The sequence below is a fragment of the Actinotalea sp. genome (assembly GCF_041597215.1).
Classification (GTDB): Bacteria; Actinomycetota; Actinomycetes; order Actinomycetales; family Cellulomonadaceae; genus Actinotalea.
In genome coordinates, this window is sequence record NZ_JBFHHB010000011.1 from 1 (window position 1) to 19,280 (window position 19,280).

The 19,280-nt window shown below is 72.5% G+C and carries 16 protein-coding genes; 7 read left to right on the top strand and 9 right to left on the bottom strand.

The window, feature by feature from the left end:
• Positions 1-141 precede the first annotated feature (141 nt).
• Genes ABWK99_RS01950 through ABWK99_RS01965 form a run of 4 tightly spaced genes read right to left on the bottom strand, consistent with a single transcriptional unit; the run spans position 142 to position 4,395 of the window.
• Complete coding sequence (locus tag ABWK99_RS01950) at positions 142-1,014, bottom strand: ABC transporter permease (protein ID WP_372593004.1); 873 nt, start codon at positions 1,012-1,014, stop codon at positions 142-144.
• Positions 1,011-2,042 carry a TIGR03842 family LLM class F420-dependent oxidoreductase gene (locus tag ABWK99_RS01955; protein ID WP_372593005.1) on the bottom strand — a complete coding sequence of 344 codons (1,032 nt, stop codon included), beginning with the start codon at positions 2,040-2,042 and terminating at the stop codon, positions 1,011-1,013. The genes ABWK99_RS01950 and ABWK99_RS01955 overlap by 4 nt, the downstream gene beginning before the upstream one ends.
• Positions 2,043-2,102: 60 nt before the next feature.
• Complete coding sequence (gene hydA, locus ABWK99_RS01960; RefSeq protein ID WP_372593006.1) at positions 2,103-3,521, bottom strand: dihydropyrimidinase; 1,419 nt, start codon at positions 3,519-3,521, stop codon at positions 2,103-2,105.
• A gap of 25 nt (positions 3,522-3,546) precedes the next feature.
• Positions 3,547-4,395, bottom strand: a complete 849-nt coding sequence (locus ABWK99_RS01965) for a nitrilase-related carbon-nitrogen hydrolase (protein WP_372593007.1) — start codon at positions 4,393-4,395, stop codon at positions 3,547-3,549.
• A gap of 187 nt (positions 4,396-4,582) precedes the next feature.
• Here ABWK99_RS01965 and ABWK99_RS01970 point away from each other — a divergent pair, with 187 nt between their 5' ends.
• From ABWK99_RS01970 to ABWK99_RS01995, 6 genes are all read left to right on the top strand, one after another.
• Positions 4,583-5,962 (top strand): aminotransferase class I/II-fold pyridoxal phosphate-dependent enzyme, encoded by a 1,380-nt coding sequence (locus tag ABWK99_RS01970; RefSeq protein ID WP_372593008.1) that lies wholly within the window; start codon positions 4,583-4,585, stop codon positions 5,960-5,962.
• A gap of 52 nt (positions 5,963-6,014) precedes the next feature.
• On the top strand, positions 6,015-6,386 hold the full coding sequence (locus ABWK99_RS01975) for a YbjQ family protein (protein ID WP_372593009.1): 372 nt from the start codon (positions 6,015-6,017) through the stop codon (positions 6,384-6,386).
• 4 nt (positions 6,387-6,390) lie between these two features.
• Positions 6,391-7,383, top strand: coding sequence for a 2-phospho-L-lactate transferase (cofD, locus tag ABWK99_RS01980; protein WP_372593010.1), 993 nt, complete (start codon positions 6,391-6,393; stop codon positions 7,381-7,383).
• A gap of 264 nt (positions 7,384-7,647) precedes the next feature.
• The gene (locus ABWK99_RS01985; protein WP_372593011.1) at positions 7,648-8,664 is read left to right on the top strand and encodes a putative F420-0 ABC transporter substrate-binding protein; all 1,017 of its coding nucleotides are present in this window, start codon (positions 7,648-7,650) and stop codon (positions 8,662-8,664) included.
• Positions 8,661-9,740: a putative F420-0 ABC transporter permease subunit gene (locus ABWK99_RS01990; RefSeq protein ID WP_372593012.1), complete on the top strand. Its 1,080-nt coding sequence runs from the start codon at positions 8,661-8,663 to the stop codon at positions 9,738-9,740. The genes ABWK99_RS01985 and ABWK99_RS01990 overlap by 4 nt, the downstream gene beginning before the upstream one ends.
• On the top strand, positions 9,737-10,558 hold the full coding sequence (locus tag ABWK99_RS01995; protein ID WP_372593013.1) for an ABC transporter ATP-binding protein: 822 nt from the start codon (positions 9,737-9,739) through the stop codon (positions 10,556-10,558). The genes ABWK99_RS01990 and ABWK99_RS01995 overlap by 4 nt, the downstream gene beginning before the upstream one ends.
• On the opposite strand, the gene cofC is transcribed toward ABWK99_RS01995, so the two are convergent.
• The 5 genes from cofC to ABWK99_RS02020 form a co-directional block, all read right to left on the bottom strand.
• Positions 10,497-11,177: a 2-phospho-L-lactate guanylyltransferase gene (cofC, locus tag ABWK99_RS02000; protein ID WP_372593014.1), complete on the bottom strand. Its 681-nt coding sequence runs from the start codon at positions 11,175-11,177 to the stop codon at positions 10,497-10,499. The two genes, ABWK99_RS01995 and cofC, sit on opposite strands and share 62 nt — an antisense overlap.
• Positions 11,174-12,001, bottom strand: a complete 828-nt coding sequence (gene cofE, locus ABWK99_RS02005) for a coenzyme F420-0:L-glutamate ligase (protein WP_372593015.1) — start codon at positions 11,999-12,001, stop codon at positions 11,174-11,176. The genes cofC and cofE overlap by 4 nt, the downstream gene beginning before the upstream one ends.
• The gene (locus tag ABWK99_RS02010) at positions 11,998-13,002 is read right to left on the bottom strand and encodes a TIGR03557 family F420-dependent LLM class oxidoreductase (RefSeq protein WP_372593016.1); all 1,005 of its coding nucleotides are present in this window, start codon (positions 13,000-13,002) and stop codon (positions 11,998-12,000) included. The genes cofE and ABWK99_RS02010 overlap by 4 nt, the downstream gene beginning before the upstream one ends.
• Positions 13,003-13,069: 67 nt before the next feature.
• Positions 13,070-15,604, bottom strand: coding sequence for an ABC transporter permease (locus ABWK99_RS02015; RefSeq protein ID WP_372593017.1), 2,535 nt, complete (start codon positions 15,602-15,604; stop codon positions 13,070-13,072).
• Entirely contained in the window at positions 15,601-16,443 is an 843-nt protein-coding gene (locus ABWK99_RS02020) for an ABC transporter ATP-binding protein (RefSeq protein WP_372593018.1), read from the bottom strand. The genes ABWK99_RS02015 and ABWK99_RS02020 overlap by 4 nt, the downstream gene beginning before the upstream one ends.
• A 155-nt stretch (positions 16,444-16,598) precedes the next feature.
• Here ABWK99_RS02020 and valS point away from each other — a divergent pair, with 155 nt between their 5' ends.
• Positions 16,599-19,244, top strand: coding sequence for a valine--tRNA ligase (gene valS / locus ABWK99_RS02025; protein ID WP_372593019.1), 2,646 nt, complete (start codon positions 16,599-16,601; stop codon positions 19,242-19,244).
• Positions 19,245-19,280 lie beyond the last annotated feature (36 nt).

Consider the following 19,280-nt stretch of genomic DNA (forward strand, 5'->3'; position numbering starts at 1 on the left):
ACTTCCCGCAGCCGGAGGGGCCGATGAGCGAGACGAACTCCCCCGGCGCGACCCGCAGGCTGACGTCGTCGAGGGCCGTGACGGCTCCGGGACCCGTGCCGAAGACACGACTGACCCCGTCGACGAGAACTGCTGGGGCATTCATGCGACCACCTCCGCGCGGCGGAATCGGGCGAGTGGGAGGGCGAGGAGGCCGACGAGGCCCGCGACGACGAGGCCGAGGAGGACGGCCCCGAACAGGGGCGCCCACGGCTTGGCCGGGTCCCCGCTGGCGAAGCTGGCGAACTCGAGGATCATCCGCCCCACTCCTCCCGGCAGACCCGTCGAGACCTCTGCGACGACGGTGCCGACCACGCTGTTCGCCGCGGCGAGCCGCAGCGCCGGAAGCAGGTACGGAACGCTCGCCGGGAGGCGCAGGCGCACCAGGGTCGTCCACCACCCGGCGCCGTAGGCGTGCATGAGGTCACGGTGGATCGCATCCGGCGACTGCAGACCGCGCAGCGCCCCGACGGCGACCGGGAAGAAGGCGAGGTAGGAGGCGATCACGGCGACCGACATCCAGCCGGTCCACTCGAAGGCACCGAGGTCGAGCTTGCTCCCCCACCCCTTGACGAGCGGGGCGAGCGCGATGAGGGGGACGGTCTGGCTGAGGATGACCAGCGGGAGGATCGCGGACTCCGCGATCCGCACGCGCGACATCACCAGCGCGAGCAGCAGCCCGACCAGGACCCCGAGGACCCAGCTGAGCACGGCGATCCCGAAGCTGAAGGCGCAGGCCTGCAGGACCGCGACCGCGAGCGGGACGGATCCGGGTGCGGCGGTGAGGGGGTCGGCCAGTCGCGCGACCATGTCCCAGACATGGGGCATCGCGAGGTCGGTGGTGCGTGGGAGCAGCCGGGTCTCGCCGACCAGCCAGCCCTCTGCGGGCCCGAGCGCCTTGTACAGCTCCCACACGGCCGCGACCGCGAGGACGGCGAAGGTGCCGAGCGCGCCGTCCCGGACCCGGGCGTTCACGCCGTCGCCACGACTGACTCGCGAAGGGCGGGGATGATCCGCTCTCCGTACATGCGCATCGTCTCCTCCTTGTTGTCGTGCTGGAGGTAGCCCGCGAACTGGGTGACGCCGAGATCGCGCAGGGCCTGCAGCTTCTCCACGTGCTCGCGCGGGCTGCCGAGGATGCAGAACCGCTCGACGATCTCGTCGGGCACGAAGGCCGCGTGGCTGTTCCCCGCCCGGCCGTGCTCGTTGTAGTCGTAGCCCTTCCGGCCCTCGATGTAGTCCGTCAGGGCCTTGGGCACGTCCGAGCCGGCGCCGTACTTGCCGACGATGTCCGCGACGTGGTTGCCGACCATCCCGCCGAACCAGCGGCACTGCTCACGCATGTGCGCGCGCTCCGCTGGGGAGTCGCCGTTGCCGACGTACATCGGCGCCGCGACGCAGAACTTCACCGCCATCGGGTCACGGCCCGCCTTCTCGGCAGCGTCCCGGACGGTCGTGATCATCCAGGCCGCGATGTCGAGATCGGCGAGCTGGAGGATGAACCCGTCGCCCACCTCACCCGTGAGCTTGAGCGCGAGCGGTCCGTAGGCCGCCACCCAGACGTCGAGCTCGGAGCCCTCGCTCCACGGGAACTGCACGGTCGCCCCGTTGACCTCCACCGAGCGGCTGTTGCCGAGCTCACGGATCACGTGCACCGAGTCCCGCAGGGTCGCCAGGTTGCTCGGGCGGCCGTTGAGCGTCCGCACGGCGGAGTCCCCGCGACCGATCCCGCAGATGGTCCGGTTCCCGTACATCTCGTTGAGCGTCGCGAAGAGCGAGGCCAGCACGGTCCAGTCCCGGGTGGCCGGGTTGGTGACCATGGGTCCGACGACGACCTTGCGGGTCGCGGCGAGGATCGCCGAGTAGATGACGAACGGCTCCTGCCACAGCAGGTGCGAGTCGAAGGTCCAGACGTGGCTGAAACCGTGGGTCTCCGCCTGGCGTGCGAGCTCGACGGTTCGCGAGGCCGGGGGGTTCGTCTGCAGGACGACGCCGAAGTCCATGGGGCTCCTTGGGGTCGGTCGGGGTCAGCCGAGTAGGGGGTGGTGGGGGACGGCGATGCCTCAGGCCGGGTAGGTGCTGGCCCCACGCCTCAGGAAGCTGCCGTGCCCTGCGCGGCCGTGGAACTCCCCGCCGTCGATCACGACGCTCCCGCGCGAGAGCACGGTGTCGACGTGACCGTCGATCTCGAAGCCCTCCCACGACGAGTGGTCGATCGCCATGTGGTGGGTCTTCTCGAAACCGATCGAGGTGTGCCCTGCCGGGTCGTAGACCACGATGTCGGCGTCGGCCCCGGGGGCGATGACGCCCTTGGTGCCTTCGAGGCCGAACATCCGCGCCGGTGTCGTCGAGCAGAGCTCGACCCAGCGCTCGAGGGTGATCTTCCCGCTGACGACACCTTGGTAGACGAGGTCCATCCGGTGCTCGACGGTGCCCATCCCGTTGGGGATCTTGCGGAAGTCGCCGAGCCCCAGCTCCTTCTGCCCGGTCTGGCAGAAGGGGCAGTGGTCGGTGGCGACCATCTGCAGGTCGTTGGTCCGCAGGCCCTGCCACATGTGGTCCTGGTGCTCGTCCGAGGTGGACCGCAGCGGCGGGGAGCACACGTACTTCGCCCCCTCGAAGTCGGGCGCCCCGAGGTGCTCCTCCAGACCGAGGTAGAGGTACTGCGGGCAGGTCTCGGCGAAGACACGCTGTCCTCGGTCCCGCGCGGCGGCGATCTGGGCGACGGCCTGCTTGGCCGAGACGTGCACGATGTACAGCGGGGACTGCGCCACGTCCGCGAGCATGATCGCCCGGTGGGTGGCCTCCTCCTCCATCTGCCAGACCCGCGCGACCCCGTGGTAGTACGGGTCCGTCTTGCCCTGCGCGACGAGCTGCTCGGCCAGGACGTCGATCGCCGGGCCGTTCTCCGCGTGCATCATCGGCAGCAGGCCGTGCTCGGCCGCGACCTGCATCGCCCGAAGGATCTGCCCGTCACCGGAGTAGAAGACGCCCGGGTAGGCCATGAACATCTTGAAGCTCGTCACGCCCTCGTCCGGCAGCCGGGTGAGCGCGGCGAGGGAGGCCTCGTCGACCCCGCCGACGATCTGGTGGAACCCGTAGTCGACGGCGCAGTTGCCGGCGGCCTTGGCGTGCCATGCCTCCAGACCGTCCTCGATGCGCTGGCCGGCCGTCTGCACCGCGAAGTCGATGATCGACGTCGTGCCGCCCCACGCCGCCGCCCGGGTCCCGGTCTCGAAGGTGTCCGAGGCGAACGTCCCGCCGAAGGGCAGCTCCATGTGGGTGTGCGCGTCGATCCCGCCAGGGATGACGTACTTGCCCGTGGCGTCGATGATGCGGTCGACGTTCGCCGCGAGGTCGAACCCGAGGAGGGTCGATCCCGGTGCGAGCACCGCGACGACCTTCTCACCGTCGACGAGCACGTCGGCGGCAGTCCGGCCCGTCGCGTTGACGACCGTCCCGCCCGTGATGAGCGTCTTCATGGCTGATCCTCTCGGCGGTCGGGTGTCAGGGGGCGACGATGGGTCCGTAGGCGTCCGGCCGGCGGTCGCGGAAGAACTGCCAGCGCTCGCGCACCTCGCGGATGGCGCCCAGGTCCACGTCGCGGATGATCACCCCGGCCTCGGAGGAGCTCGCGACGTCCCCGACGACGTTCCCGTCCGGGCCCACGACGTAGGAGCTGCCGTAGAAGTTGACCGCCTCGTCGCCGTACTCGTTGTCCTCGAGGCCGACGCGGTTGTTGGCCGCCACGAAGTAGCCGTTGGCGATGGCAGCGGCGGGCTGCTCGATCTCCCAGAGCTTGTTCGAGATGCCGGGAGCCGTCGCGTTCGGGTTGAAGACGATCTCCGCACCGGCGAGGCCGAGGTTGCGCCAGCCCTCGGGGAAATGGCGGTCGTAGCAGATGTTCACGCCGATCGTCCCCACGGCCGTCTCGAAGACGGGGTAGCCGAGGTTTCCCGGACGGAAGTAGAACTTCTCCCAGAACTTGGGCAGGTGCGGGATGTGGTGCTTGCGGTACTTGCCGAGGTAGGAGCCGTCGGCGTCGATCACCGCAGCGGTGTTGTAGAGCACACCGGGCTGGTCCTCCTCGTACACCGGCAGGACCATGACGATCCCGAGCTCCTTGGCGAGCGCGGCGAAGCGGTCGACCGTGGGGCCGGGGACGGACTCGGCGTAGGCGTAGTACTTCGGGTCCTGGGTGATCCCGAAGTAGGGCCCGTAGAACAGCTCCTGGAAGCCGATGATCTGGGCACCCTGGGCCGCGGCCTGTCGGGTGTACTCCTCGTGCAGGGCGATCATCGACTCCTTGTCGCCCGTCCACGGGGTCTGCGTCAGTGCCAGCCGTACCACGCTCATGTGTCCTCCGGTCCGTCCTGTACCCGGACCACGAGAGGAGCCCGGGCTCCGTCGCCAGGTTTGTTATCCTGCGGCTTGAACATTTCTCGTGAGTTTCCCCGGGGCCCACCTGCGTTTCCCTGCGGTAAATCCTGGGGAACCACGGCTCCCCGCAGGGGGATCCGAACCACCCCCCGAGGGAGGAACGATGACGGCAGCGACGGACGAGACCCCGGGCCGCTCCGCGGCGTGGGTCCTCGGCGTCGTGCGGGAGGCGGTGGAGGAGCCGAGCCCGCGAGGGATCGCGGCCGCCATCTCCCGGCTGGTCCGCGACGGCACCCTCTCCCCCGGCACGCGACTGCCGACCGTCCGGACCCTCGGCACCTCGCTCGGGGTCAGCCCTGCGACGGTGAGCGGCGCCTGGCAGGCCCTCGCCGCCGTCGGGCTGGTCCAGTCACGGGGACGGTCGGGGACGCTCGTCCTCGACACGGGCTCGACCTGGATGCCCCCGCGCTACCGCGACCTCGTCGGCGTCCGCGGCGACTCCCGGCTCGACCTCTCGACAGGGACCCCGGACCCGCTCCTGCTCCCCGACCTCGGCCCGATCCTCGCTCGGATCGGGTCCCAGCCGCGTAGCTCGACATATCTCAGCGAACCCGTCCTTCCCGAGCTCGGTCGGCACCTGGCCAGGAGCTGGCCCTACCGGGCCGAGGCGATCACCGTCGTCGACGGCGCGCTGGACGCGATGGCCCGCTCGCTCGAGCTCCTCGTGCGCTTCGGCGACCGGGTCGTGGTGGAGGACCCGTGCTTCCCGCCGCTGCTCGACCTGCTCGACCTGCTCGGCGCCGAACGTGTCCCGGTCGCGATGGACGGCGCCGGCCTCCTGCCCGTGGGACTGGAGCGAGCGCTGAGGTCCGCCCCCACGGCGATCGTCCTGCAACCTCGCGCGCACAACCCGACCGGCCTCTCGATGCCTGCCGGTCGCGCGGAGGAGCTCGCCGCCGTCCTTGCCCGCCACCCCGACGCCGAGCAGACCGTCGTCATCGAGGACGACCACTCGGGGATGGTCTCCGCAGCCCCGGACGTGAGCCTCGGTCAGCACCTGCCCGAGCGGGTGCTGCACATCCGCTCCTTCTCCAAGTCCCACGGCCCCGACCTGCGGATCGCCGCCCTGGGCGGCCCACGGTCGCTGGTGGACAGGATCGTCGCCCGGCGCATGCTGGGCCCCGGCTGGACCTCGCGCATGCTCCAGCAGGTCCTCCTCGAGCTCCTGACGACCAGTGCCGGCCTCGACGCGGTCGCCGAGGCCCGACGCGCCTACCACTTCCGTCAGCGCGAGCTGGCCCGGGCGCTGCGTCGGCACGGGACGCTCGACCTCACCGGGGACGGCATCAACATGTGGCTCCCGGTCGCCTCGGAGGCAGCCGCGACGCTGCACCTGGCAGCAGCCGGTATCCGCGTCGCACCCGGCTCGCCGTTCCGGGCCGGCGCGGCGGAGGACGGCGACCACGTGCGGGTCACCGTCGGCAGGATCCGCGCGGACCACGAGGCCGTGGGAGCCCTGCTCGCCGCCGCGCGTCTCGCCTGAGGCGACCCGTGCTTCGACGTCCGGCCCCGGCGCGGCGTGGCAGGATCCGCACATGATCGTGGTGACGACGAACGAGATCCCCGGCTACCGCGTGACGGCCGTGCTCGGGGAGGTGATGGGGCTCACCGTCCGGGCGACGAACCTGGGCTCGAGCCTCACCGCGAGCCTGCGGTCCATCGGCGGCGGTGAGATCCCCGAGTACACGAAGATCATGTACGAGTCCCGCGCAGAGGTGATGCACCGGCTCGTCTCCGAGGCGCACCAGCGCGGAGGGAACGCGATCCTCTCGATGCGGTTCGACACCGGGGCGATCGGCCAGTTCAGCGAGGTGTGCGCGTACGGGACAGCCGTCGTCGTCGAGCCCGTCGCGGCCGGTGAGCCGGGAGCGACCCCGCAGTCCGCGCACGTCGCGAGCCAGGGCTGACCCGGTGGCGACGACCCGGGTCACCGTCCTGGCGGGCGGGGTCGGTGGGGCGCGCTTCACGCGCGGCCTGCTGGCTCACCTGGAGCGGGAGGACCCGGACGCGCAGGTCACCGTCGTGGTCAACACCGGGGACGACCTGTGGCTCGACGGGCTTCGGGTGTGCCCCGACCTCGACACCGTGATGTACACGCTCGGCGGGGTGATCGGCGAGCAGGGCTGGGGCCGGGCAGGGGAGACCGCGCGGGTCAGCGCGGAGCTGCACGCCTACGGGCTGGGCTGGGACTGGTTCACCCTCGGCGACCTGGACCTCGGGACGCACATCGCGCGCACCGAGCTGCTGCGATCGGGGCTGCCGTTGAGCGCGGTCACGGCGCGGCTCTGCGAGCGGTGGCAGCCGGGAGCCGCCCTGATCCCGATGAGCGACGACCCCGCGGAGACCCACGTCGAGGTGGAGATCGACGGACAGGTCCGGCTGATCCACTTCGAGGAGTGGTGGGTGCGGTACCGGGCGTCGGTCCCGGCCCGGCGCTTCGTGCAGGTCGGCGTCGAGTCCGCCCGGCCGGCGCCAGGCGTGCTGGAGGCGATCACCCGCGCCGATGTCGTGCTCCTGCCGCCGTCGAACCCCGTCGTGTCCGTCGGGACCATCCTCGGGGTGCCAGGGGTGCGCGAGGCCATGCGCTCGACGACGGCGCCCGTCATCGGGGTGAGCCCGATCCTCGGGGGTGCACCCGTGCGCGGGATGGCCGACGCCTGTCTCTCGGCCATCGGCGTCGAGACCTCGGCAGCGGCGGTCGCCCTGCACTACGGATCGCGCACGGCCGGCGGACTGCTCGACGGCTGGCTCGTGGACACCGTCGACGGGGACGCTCTCGGTCGGCTCCGCCAGGCAGGCATCGCGGCACGGGCGCTCCCCCTGCTCATGAGCGACGACACCGCGACGGCGGCCATCGTCGAGGCGGCGCTCGCCCTGGCGCGCGGGACCGGCCCGGCTCGGTAGGCGCGGGTCCGACCGGGCCAGGTGGACGCGGGTCCGGCCGGGCCAGGTGGACACCTGCCCGGTCCGGCCAGGTGAACGAGGGACCGGCCGGGCTCGGTGGACGCGAGCCTCAGGGCCCGTCCTCGGGCCGCGGCGGCCATCGCCTAGAGTGGACGCAGGACCCCGCGCCCGTGACCGCGCGGAGGAACGGCCCGTCCTGGACCGTGGTCCTCAGGTCGCAGCTGGCCGGCCTCCCTCCATCGCCCCGCGATCCCCGGAGTCCTCGTGCGCCTGCATCCCGTCCTCGGACTGACCCTCCCGCCTCTCCTCCTGCTCTCGGCCTGCGCCGGCAGCACCGACGCGACGTCGTCGACTCCCGTCTCCGCCGGCCCCACCTCCTCGGCCGCCGAGCCCTCGGCCACCTACGCACCGTTCACGGCGGACGACTGCGGGTTCGAGGTCTCGGTGGACAGCGCTCCCGAGCGGATCGTGACGATCAAGTCGAGCGCGACGGAGATGGTCCTCGCCCTCGGCGCCGGTGACCGCATCGTCGGCACCGCCTTCTCCGACGGCCCGGTGCCGCAGGAGTGGGCCGCGGCCGCGGACGGGCTGACCGAGCTCTCGGACAAGGTGCCGTCCGCCGAGGTCGTCCTGGCGACCGAGCCCGATCTCGTCTACGCCGGCTGGGAGTCCAACCTCACGGCCGAGGGGGCCGGGGACCGCTCGACGCTGAGCGGGCTCGGGGTCGCGACGTTCGTCTCCCCCGCCGCCTGCAAGGAGCCGGGCTACCAGCCGGAGCAGATGACCTTCGAGGAGGTCTTCGCCCAGATCGAGCAGATGGGCGACCTGCTCGGGGTTCCCGAGGCGGCGCAGGAGCTGGTCGCCGCGCAGCGGGCCGAGCTCGAGTCGATCACCGCGGACGGCCGCGGGGCGACCGCGCTGTGGTACTCCTCGGGGGACGACGTCCCCTACGTCGGCGCGGGGATCGGCACACCGCAGATGATCATGGATGCCGTGGGGCTGACCAACATCGCCGGCTCGGTCGAGGACACCTGGACCCCGTTCAGCTGGGAGCAGGTCGCCCAGGACGACCCCGACGTGATCGTCCTCGTCGACGCGAGCTGGAACAGCGCGGCGGACAAGAAGGTCCGGCTGGCGAGCAACCCCGCAACGGCCAACCTCACAGCGGTGGTCAACGAGCGCTACCTCGTGGTGCCCTTCGCAGCGACGGAGGCCGGGGTGCGGAACGTCTCGGCGGCGAGCGACCTGGTGGCCCAGCTCGCGGAGCTCGACCTCGGATGACGAGCACGCTGCGCAGGGACGCGCCCGTCGCCGTCGGCCCCGGCCGACGGGGCGTGGCCGTCCCGCTGCTCGCAGCGTCAGCGGTACTGCTCGCCTCGATGACCGTCGCGGTGAGCGTCGGACCGGCCGGGATCGCCCCCGCCGACGTCTGGGCCTCCGTCGCTCACCACCTGACCGGCCTCCTGGGTGCCGGTACGGGCACGGCCCCGCTCGGTCCGCTGCTGGACGGCGTGGTCTGGGAGCTCCGGCTGCCGAGGGTGCTCACGGCCGCAGCCGTCGGGGCGGGCCTGGCGCTCTGCGGTGCCGTGATGCAGAGCCTCACGCGCAACCCGCTGGCGGACCCGTACCTGCTGGGCCTGTCCGCCGGTGCCTCGCTCGGCGCCGTCTCGGTGATCGTTCTCGGCATCTCGCTCCTGCTCCCGGTGGCTGCCTTCGTCGGCGCCTTCCTCGCGATGGCCGCTGCCCTCGGTCTCGCCGGCTCGCTCGGCACCCTCACCCCGGGGCGCACCGTGCTGGCGGGGCTCGCCGTCGCCCAGCTCTGCGCGGCCGCGACCTCGTTCGTCATCTTCTGGTCCGCGACGGGCGACTCGTACCGCGACATCCTCGCCTGGCTGATGGGTTCCCTCGCCGGGGCGGGCTGGGCGGACGTCGCGATCGCGGTGACGGCCGTCGCCGTGCTGGGCACGGGGCTTGTCGGTTCTGCCAGGACGCTGGACGCTTTCGCCTTCGGCGACGCGGCCGCGACGGCCCTGGGGATCGACGTGCCCAGGACCCGCTGGGTGCTGCTCACCGCGGTGGCGCTGCTGACCGGCGGGCTCGTGGCCGTCAGCGGGTCGATCGGTTTCGTCGGGCTCATCGTGCCGCATGCGGTGCGGCTCGTCGTCGGCGCACCGCACCGGCGGCTGCTCCCGCTGTCCGCACTGGTCGGGGCGATCTTCCTGGTCTGGGCCGACACCGCCGCGCGCGCCCTGTTCGAGCCCCGAGAGCTGCCCGTCGGGATCGTCACGGCCTTCGTCGGGGCCCCCGTCTTCGCCGCGCTGCTCTGGCAGCGCCGGACGGCGAGCGCCGAGCTGTGAGCCTCCACCTGGACCGGTTGCGCTGGACGGTCGGCGGGCGGGTGGTGGTCGACGAGGTCGACTGCACCCCTCCCGAGGGCGGACTGACCGGCGTGCTCGGCCCGAACGGCGCCGGCAAGTCGAGCCTGCTGCGACTGGTCGCCGGGGTCCTGGCCGCGGACTCCGGGCGCGCCGTGCTGGCCGGGACTGACCTGCTCGGCCTGTCCCGGCGGGACCGCGCGCGCCGCGTGGCCTTCGTCGAGCAGGAGTCCCTCTCCCCCGCTGGCCTGAGCGTCCGGCAGGCCGTGCTGCTCGGCAGGACCCCGCACACCTCACGTTGGGGATCGACCTCCGCACGGGACGAGGAGCTCGCCGAGCAGGCCCTGCTGGACGCGGGAGCCCTGGAGCTCGCCGACCGCGAGCTCGCCACGTTGTCCGGGGGCGAACGCCAGCGCGTGCACCTGGCCCGAGCACTCGCCCAGGAGCCGGAGCTCCTGCTGCTCGACGAGCCGACGAACCACCTCGACGTGCGCGCCCAGCTCGACACCCTCGACGTCGTGGGCCGGCTCACCGCGCGCGGCGTGACCGTCGTGGCGGCCCTGCACGACCTCAACCTCGCCGCCTCGGCCTGCGACCACCTCGTGCTCCTCGCCCAGGGTCAGGTCGTCGCGGCGGGCTCGGTGCACGAGGTCCTGCGCCCCGAGCTCATCGACGCCGTGTACGGGGTCCGCAGCCTCGTGCTGGAGCACCCCGAGACGGGCCGCCCGGTGCTGACCTTCACTCCCCCGTCGCGTGGCCGCCGCTCTGCCGTCCGGGCGGAACACCCAGCCGGACGGTGAGCTCGGCGAGGACGCCGGCCGTTGCTCGCCCGACGCCGAGCCGCACGGCCTCGGCCAGGTCCGCCGCCGTGTCGACGTCCTGACGCAGCCCCCTGCCCGGCACGTCGATCGGCAGGTGCCCGGCCGCTTCATGGGCTGCCAGCGAGCCCCGACCGAAGTGCGGCCGCAGGTCCCCGGCCGATCGCGCCGTCAGCAGGGTCGTGCCGGTTCCCTCGGCATCACCGACGACGGCACGCGGGAGGGACCCCGCCACGTCGAGCGCTGCCTCGAGCTCGGCGGGCCGCAGGGCCGGGAGGTCGCCGAGCAGGACGGCCGCGGGGCCGGCACCGGTGGCGACCAGGTGCTCCTGGCCCCGGGCGATCGCCGCCTCCAGGCCCGTGCCCGGGTCGTCGAGCCATTCCAGACGCGCCGTCGGGTCGAACGCGGTGCGGACCTCCCGCGCGGCGGTGACGACGACGACCCGCGCGACCGGATCGGTACCGAGCACCGCCTCGATGGTGTCCAGGGCCATCGCGAGTGCGAGCGGGGCCCGCAGCCCGTTCGGCACCTCGAGCCGCGACTTCGCCAGGTCGAGCCGCTTGACGGGGACCAGGATCGTCCAGCCGGTGCGCCCGCTCATCCGTCCGAGCCGTCGGCTTCCGGCCGCACGTCCTGGCGTGCCGCGAGGCCGGCCGCGTAGCCAGCCGCGTAGCCTCCCCGCCACGCCTCGTCGGTCCCGAGCCGGAAGAGGTCGCCCTCGGCGCCGCGGACAGCGACCCGGGCACCCGGCCCGTCCTGCTCGGTGACGTGGACGCCGAGCCCACGCACCACGGCGAGCGGGCGCCCCTCCGCCTTGCCCCTGACCAGCTCGGAGGCCGCCGCGACCTCGTCGGCGACGGCCGTGACGGTCGCCGAGAGCTGGTGCCCGTGCGCGTCGCGGCTGCCCCGCAGGTCGTCGAGGACCACCAGGCCCGCCGCGCCGATGGCGAGATCGGTCAGTCCCTCGCGCCAGGCCCGGCCGGCGGTGTCGGTGATCACGACGGCGAGCCGGACGCCGAAACGTCGCTGCCAGGCGGCGCGCAGGCGGCGGGCGGACGCGTCGGGGTCGACGGGCAGCAGCAGCACGGTGCCCTCGGGGGTGTTGCTCGCGTCGACCCCTGCCGCGGCCATGACCAGGCCGAGGCGGTTCTCGACGATCCGCAGCAGCCCACCGGGGTGCTCCCGGGTCGCCACGACGCGGACGGTCTCGTCGGTGATCGCCTTCTCGCGGTCCCGCGCGTGCACCACCCGCCCCTCGGCCTTGGAGACGATCTTGCTCGTGACCACGACGACGTCCCCGTCGCGCAGCGGGCCGTCCGCGGCAAGGACGTCGCCGAGCACGCGGTCCAGCCGGTCGCCCGGCGCGATCTCGCCGATGCCCCCGGGGGCCCAGACCTCCAACCGGGTGGGGTGCTCCCCGCTCACCGGTGGAGCTTCGGCAGCACCTCGCGGCCGAAGACCTCGAAGAACTCGGCCTGGTTGCGGCCGACGTTGTGCAGGTAGATGCGGTCGAAGCCGAGGTCCGCGTACTTCTGGAGCTCGGCCCGGTGCACGTCCGGGTCGGACGAGACGACCATCCGGCCGGCGAAGTCCTCCGGCCGGACGAGCTTGGCCATCTGCTCGAAGTCGTACGGAGAGCGGATGTCGCCCTTGGGGAACTTCATCCCGCCGTTCGGCCACTGGTCCATGGCGTTGGCCATGGCCTCCTCGTCCGTCGGCGCCCAGGAGAGGTGGACCTGGAGCAGTCGCGGCATCGTCGAGGGGTCCTTGCCCGCCTCCCGCGCGCCGTCGTCGAACTTGCCGAAGAGGCCGGAGATCTTCTCCAGCGGCGCCCCGACGGTGATCAGGCCGTCGGCGAGCCGGCCGGCGCGCTTGGCGGTCACGGGACCGGCCGTGGCGACGAGGATCTCGGGCCGCACCTCCGGCATGGTCCACAGCCGCGTCGACTCGAGCTTGTAGAAGGCTCCCGAGTGCTTGACGTCCTTGCCTGCTGCGGACGCCGTGAAGAGCTTGGTGATGATCTCGATCGCCTCGAACATGCGGTTGATCCGCTCGGGCGCCTCCGGCCAGTACGTGCCCAGGATGTGCTCGTTGAGCGCCTCGCCGGAGCCCAGCCCCAGCCAGTGCCTTCCCGGGTACATCGCGGCCATCGTCGCCGAGGCCTGGGCGACCATCGCCGGGTGCCAGCGGAAGGTCGGTGCCGTCACCCCGGGGCCGACGTCGCCGACCGTCCGTTCGGCGATCGCGGTCATGACGCTCCAGACGAAGGACGCCTGGCCCTGGGCCGGGACCCACGGCTGGAAGTGGTCGGCGGCCATGACCCCGGAGAAGCCGTGCCGCTCGGCGAGCACCACGTGCTCGAGGATCTCGTTCGGGGGGAACTGCTCCAGGGCCGCTGCGAGCCCGATCGTCAGGTCTGCCACCATCCACCACCTGTTCTCGTCCGGATCCCAGAGACCCTAGGTCACCGACCTGGGAACGTGCGCACCCTCGTCACTCGTGCGAGACGGCGTCCAGCACGTCCATCCGCGCGGCACGGACCGCCGGCCCCACGGCCGCGACCGCGCCGACGACGACCGAGAGCGCCACGATCCCCAGGAGCCGGGCCCATGGCACGGCGAGGACGTCGAGCCCCTGGTCCGCGAACACCGACGGCAGCGCCGAGGCGATGCCCACCCCGACGAGCATCCCCAGCACGGTGCCGAACACCGCCGTGAGGATCGACTCGATGGTCACCACCGAGGCGAGCTGGGCCCGCCCGAGCCCGACGGCGCGCAGCAGCCCGATCTCCTTGGTCCGCTCGGCGATGGACAGGGCCAGCGTGTTGACGATCCCGAGGACGGCGATCACCACGGAGAGCCCGAGCAGCGCGTACAGGATGACGAGCACCTGGTTGACCTGGTCGGCGAGGGCGTCGGCGAACTCCTCGTTGTCGAGCACGGAGATGATCAGGTACGGCTTCGCGACCTCGGCGAGCTCCGCGCGCACCTGCTCCGGGTCCGTGCCCTCCACCGTGGCCACCAGGACGGTCCGGATCGAGTCCTGGGTCGCAGGGACCAGCGTGTCGTAGAGGTCGAGCGGGAGGGTGACGTCCACGTCGAGCACCTGGGAGTCGATCACCGCGGCGATCGGCACCTGGAGGTTCTGCGTCCCGTCCGTCAGCGTGAGCACGTCCCCGACCGCCCAGCCCTTCTCCTCGGCCGCGTCCCGGGCGACGGCGACCTCACCCCTGCCGAGCCCGGAGAGGTCGCCCTCCACCACCTCCACGCTCAGCGTCCGGCCGACCATGTCCGCCGGGATGCCGACGACCAGGGTGCGCTCCCCCTCGACCGTGAGCGGGCCGACATGGGTCGCGTCGGCTGCCACGACCCCGTCGAGGGCCTCGACCTGCGCGACGATCTCCTTGGGCACCTCGAAGGTGGCCGACTGCAGCACGAAGTCCGCCGTCGACTCGTTCCGCACGATCGAGCGGGTGGACTCCGCCGCCGAGGCCGCGAGCACCGAGACGGCGCCCACGAGGGCCATCCCGATCATCAGGGCGCCGGCCGTCGACGCCGTGCGCCTCGGGTTGCGGGTCACGTTGCCCCTGGCCAGCGCGCCGAGCGGGCGCAGGGCCGCGACCACGGGCGCGGCGAGCACCCGGAGCGCGGCGGGCACCACGGTCGGGGACACCAGGAGCACGCCGAGCACGATCCCAGCGGCGCCGGCTCCGAGGACGGTGCCAGCGGAGCCGAGCTCTGCCACCACGGACGCGACGACGGCTGCCGCGCCGACGGCGATGAGCAGCGCTCCGAGGACGGCGCGCAACCGCGAGGCGCGGTCGGCGACGACGACCTCGTCCCGCATGGCCTCGACGGGTGGGGTCAGTGCCGCACGTCTCGCCGGGATGGCAGCCGCGACGACGCTGACTGCGACACCGACCGTCATCGAGATCCCGACGGTCGACGCGTCGAGCGGGATCGCTCCGGAGAGCTCCTGGCCCATCTGCGCCAGCACGAGGCGGAGCCCCGCGACGAGCGCGACGCCGGCTCCCACGCCCGCGGCCGAGCCGATCAGCCCGACCACGACGGCCTGCACCAGGATCGAGGCGAACACCTGCCCCGGCGAGGCCCCGATGGCGCGCAGCATGGCGAACTCGCGCTGCCGCTGCCGGACGATCATCTGGAAGGTGTTGGCGATGATGAATGCACCGACGAACAGCGAGATCGCTGCGAAGACGAGCAGGAACGTCGAGATGAACCCCAGGATCGTGTCGATCTGCTCCTTGCTCTCGTCGCGGACCTGCTCGCCGGTGGCGACCTCGATCCCGTCCTGGTCCGCGAGCGCCGCCGACAGGGTGGCGACGAGCGTCTCCTCGTCGATGCCCTCGTCCGCGTAGACCGAGAAGCCGGAGACGGAGCCGTCCGGGGCGAAGGCGTCGATCGCCACCGCACGGTCGATGAGGACGAAGCGCGCCCCGGCCGAGGCGCTGCCGAACTCGGCCTCGCCGACCACGCGGACCTGGCTCACCCCGCCGAGCACGATCGAGGTCGTGTCGCCGATCGCCAGGCCGGAGGCCTCCATCGTGGAGGTCTCCAGCACGATCTCGCCGGCTCCGACCGGCGCGTCACCCGCGATGAGGGTGATGCTCGTGTCGGCGGGGTCGTAGGCGAGGGCGAAGCTCGGCGCCCCGCCCCCGCCGGAGACGGCCGTGCCGTCCTTCCCGACCAGGACGACGGTCCCGGCGAGGTCCGGGACCACGGCCCGCACCCCGTCCACGGCACCGATCTGCTCCTCGAGCCCGAGCGGGATCACCCCCCGCTCGCGCCCGATCGTCGAGGGATCGCCCGTCGACTCCGACGCACGCTCCCCGCGCACGTAGGCCTCGGCCTGTGCCGAGGCCGCCACGATCGAGTCGAAGGTGCTCGAGAGCATGGCACGCAGGCTGAAGGTCCCCGCAACGAAGGCCACCCCGAGCAGCACGGCGACCACCGACATGAGGAAGCGGCCCAGATGGGCGCGGATGCTGCGCAGCGCGACCCTGGTCACAGTGCCGGGCCCTCGGCGACGTGCGCCCCCCGCCGGCCGGCGGTCGCTCCTGCGGGTGCGTTGTGCGGGACGGGTTCCCGGCGCCCCGCGCCGAGCTCCCGCAAGGCGTCGAGGACGGACTCGGAGGTGGGGTCCTCGAGCTCTCCGACCAGGCGGCCGTCGGCGAGGAACAGCACGCGGTGCGCGTAGGAGGCCGCCGTCGGGTCGTGCGTGACCATGACGACGGACTGCCCGAGGTCGTCGACCGAGTGCCGGAGGAAGCCGAGGACCTCGCCGCTCGAGCGCGAGTCGAGGTTCCCGGTCGGCTCGTCGGCGAAGACGACGGAGGGGCGCGAGACGAGGGCGCGCGCGCAGGCCACGCGCTGCTGCTGACCGCCGGAGAGCTCCCCCGGGCGGTGGTCGAGCCGGTCGCGCAGGCCGACGGCGTCCACCACGGTGTCGAACCACCCACGATCGACGTCGGTGCGCGCGATGTCGAGCGGGAGGGTGATGTTCTCCTCCGCCGTGAGGGTGGGGATGAGGTTGAAGGACTGGAAGACGAAGCCGAGCCTCGTGCGACGCAAGCGGGTCAGGTCCCGCTGCTTCATCCGGCCGACGTTCTCCCCGTCGACCATCACCAGTCCGGACGTGGGCGTGTCGAGCCCCGCCATGCAGTGCATGAGGGTCGACTTCCCGGAGCCGGACGGACCCATGATCGCCGTGAGCTCCCCACGGGCGAAGTCGACGTCGACCCCGTCCAGCGCCCTGACCGCCGCCTCACCGCTGCCGTAGACCTTCACCAGGTCTCGGGCCGAGGCGATCTGCTCGGTCGCTGCCGGATCGCTTGCCAGTGCACGCATGGGGGTCCTCGGGTTCGGAAGTCGGTTGCGGGGACGATCCTGCCGCCTCGCGGACCGCTGCGACATCCGGGACGCCCCCGATCGCACCCTGAGCCCCCGTTCGGCCGGCGACACGCGTGCACGAGCACCGCGCAGTTCTGGGACAATCGCGCACCATGAGCGACCAGCAGCCCGTGACCCCCGCAGCCTCCACACCAGCAGCGAGCCGGGTACCGGACAAGGTCAGCCTCGACGGGCTCGAGGAGCGCTGGGACGGCATCTGGACCGAGCGGTCCACCTATGCGTTCGACCGGTCGAAGACGCGCGAGCAGGTCTACTCGATCGACACCCCGCCGCCGACCGTCTCGGGCTCGCTGCACGTGGGCCATGTGTTCAGCTACACGCACACCGACGTCGTCGCCCGCTTCCAGCGGATGCGTGGCCGCGAGGTGTTCTACCCGATGGGCTGGGACGACAACGGGCTGCCGACCGAGCGCCGGGTGCAGAACTACTACGGGGTGCGCTGCGACACCTCGCTCCCCTACGACGAGGCCTTCGTCCCGCCGCACGAGGGCGGCGAGGGCAAGAGCATCAAGGCCGCCGACCAGCTGCCGATCTCGCGCCGCAACTTCGTCGAGCTGTGCGAGCGACTGACCGTCGAGGACGAGGTGCAGTTCGAGGCGCTGTGGCGCCGGCTCGGCCTCTCCGTCGACTGGTCGCACCACTACCAGACGATCGACGCACGCTCGCGGGCCGTCGCGCAGCGGGCCTTCCTGCGCAACCTCGAGCGCGGCGAGGCCTACCAGGCCGAGGCGCCGGGGCTGTGGGACGTGACCTTCCAGACGGCCGTCGCCCAGGCCGAGCTCGAGGCGCGCGACTACCCCGGTCACTTCCACCGGGTCGCGTTCCACCGCACGCAGGACGGCACGCCGATCCACATCGAGACGACCCGTCCCGAGCTGATCCCTGCCGTCGTCGCCCTCATCGCCCACCCGGACGACGAGCGCTACCAGCACCTGTTCGGCACGACGGTGCGCGCTCCCCTGTTCGACGTGGAGATCCCGGTGCTGGCCCACCCGGCCGCCGAGCCGGATAAGGGCGCCGGTATCGCGATGTGCTGCACCTTCGGCGACCTGACCGACGTGCAGTGGTGGCGCGAGCTCCAGCTGCCCACCCGATCGGTGATCAGCCGGGACGGGCGCCTGCTGCGCGAGACCCCCGAGTGGATCACCTCCGAGGCCGGGCGTGCCCGCTACGCGGAGCTCGCGGGAAAGACGACGTTCTCCGCCCGCACGGCCGTCGTGGACGGGCTGCGCGAGACGGGTGACCTGGACGGCGAGCCGACGGCCACGCAGCGCAAGGCGAACTTCTTCGAGAAGGGCGACAAGCCCCTGGAGATCGTCACGAGCCGGCAGTGGTACATCCGCAACGGCGGGCGCGCCGAGGGCAAGGGCGAGGGCCTGCGCGAGAAGCTGCTCGACCGCGGGACGGAGCTGGCCTTCCACCCGGACTTCATGCGCGTGCGCTACGAGAACTGGGTGGGCGGCCTCAACGGGGACTGGCTCATCAGCCGCCAGCGCTTCTTCGGCGTCTCGATCCCCTTGTGGTACCCGCTGGACGCCGACGGCGAGGTCGACTACGACCACCCGATCGTCCCGGACGAGGCGGCACTGCCGATCGACCCGACGAGCGAGGTCCCGGCCGGCTACACCGCTGAGCAGCGCGGGGTCCCCGGCGGATTCGTCGGCGAGGCCGACGTGATGGACACCTGGGCGACGAGCTCGCTGACCCCGCAGATCGCGGGCGGCTGGGGCTGGGACGAGGACCTCTTCTCCCGCGTCTTCCCGATGGACCTGCGCCCCCAGGGCCAGGACATCATCCGCACCTGGCTGTTCTCCACCGTCGTCCGCTCGCACCTCGAGCACGGCTCGCTGCCGTGGGCGCATGCGGCCATCTCCGGCTGGATCCTGGACCCCGACCGCAAGAAGATGTCGAAGTCCAAGGGCAACGTCGTCACGCCGATGGGCCTGCTGGAGGAGCACGGCTCGGACGCGGTCCGCTACTGGGCCGCCTCCGCACGCCTCGGGACCGACGCGGCCTTCGAGGTCGGTCAGATGAAGATCGGCCGCCGTCTGGCGATCAAGGTGCTCAACGCGAGCAAGTTCGCCCTGGGCTTCGGCGCCGGGGCGCAGGGTGCCGCGGTCACCGAGCCCCTGGACCGAGCGATGCTCGCCGGCCTCGCCGACGTCGTCGACCAGGCGACCGCTGCGCTCGACGCCTACGACCACACCCGGGCGCTCGAGCTCACCGAGACCTACTTCTGGACCTTCTGCGACGACTACCTCGAGCTGGTCAAGGACCGTGCCTACGGCGGCGGCGACGCGGAGCCGTCCGCCGCGACCCTCTCGGCTCGCGCGGCCCTCGGCCTCGCCCTGGACACGCTCCTGCGGCTGCTGGCTCCCGTGCTGCCGTTCGCCACCGAGGAGGTCTGGTCCTGGTGGAAGGAGGGCTCGGTGCACCGCGCGCCGTGGCCCGTCGCGGCCCCACTGCGCGAGGCGGCGGGTGAGATCGACCCCGGGATGCTCGGGGCTGCCGGGCGTGCGCTGGCCGCGCTGCGCAAGGTGAAGTCCGAGGCCAAGGTGTCGATGCGCTACCGCGTCGTGGGCGGGGAGCTGCTCGTCCCCGTCGCGGAGGAGACACTGGTGCGGACGGCGCTCGGTGACGTGCTCGCCGCGGGCCGCGCGCAGATCGCGCTCACGGCCGCCGACGTCGAGGTCGCCGTGGTCCGTGACGCGGAGCTCGCCGAGCCGCCGGCCCAGTGAGCCGAACGGGCGTCGGCGCAGCGGTCGTGCCCGTCC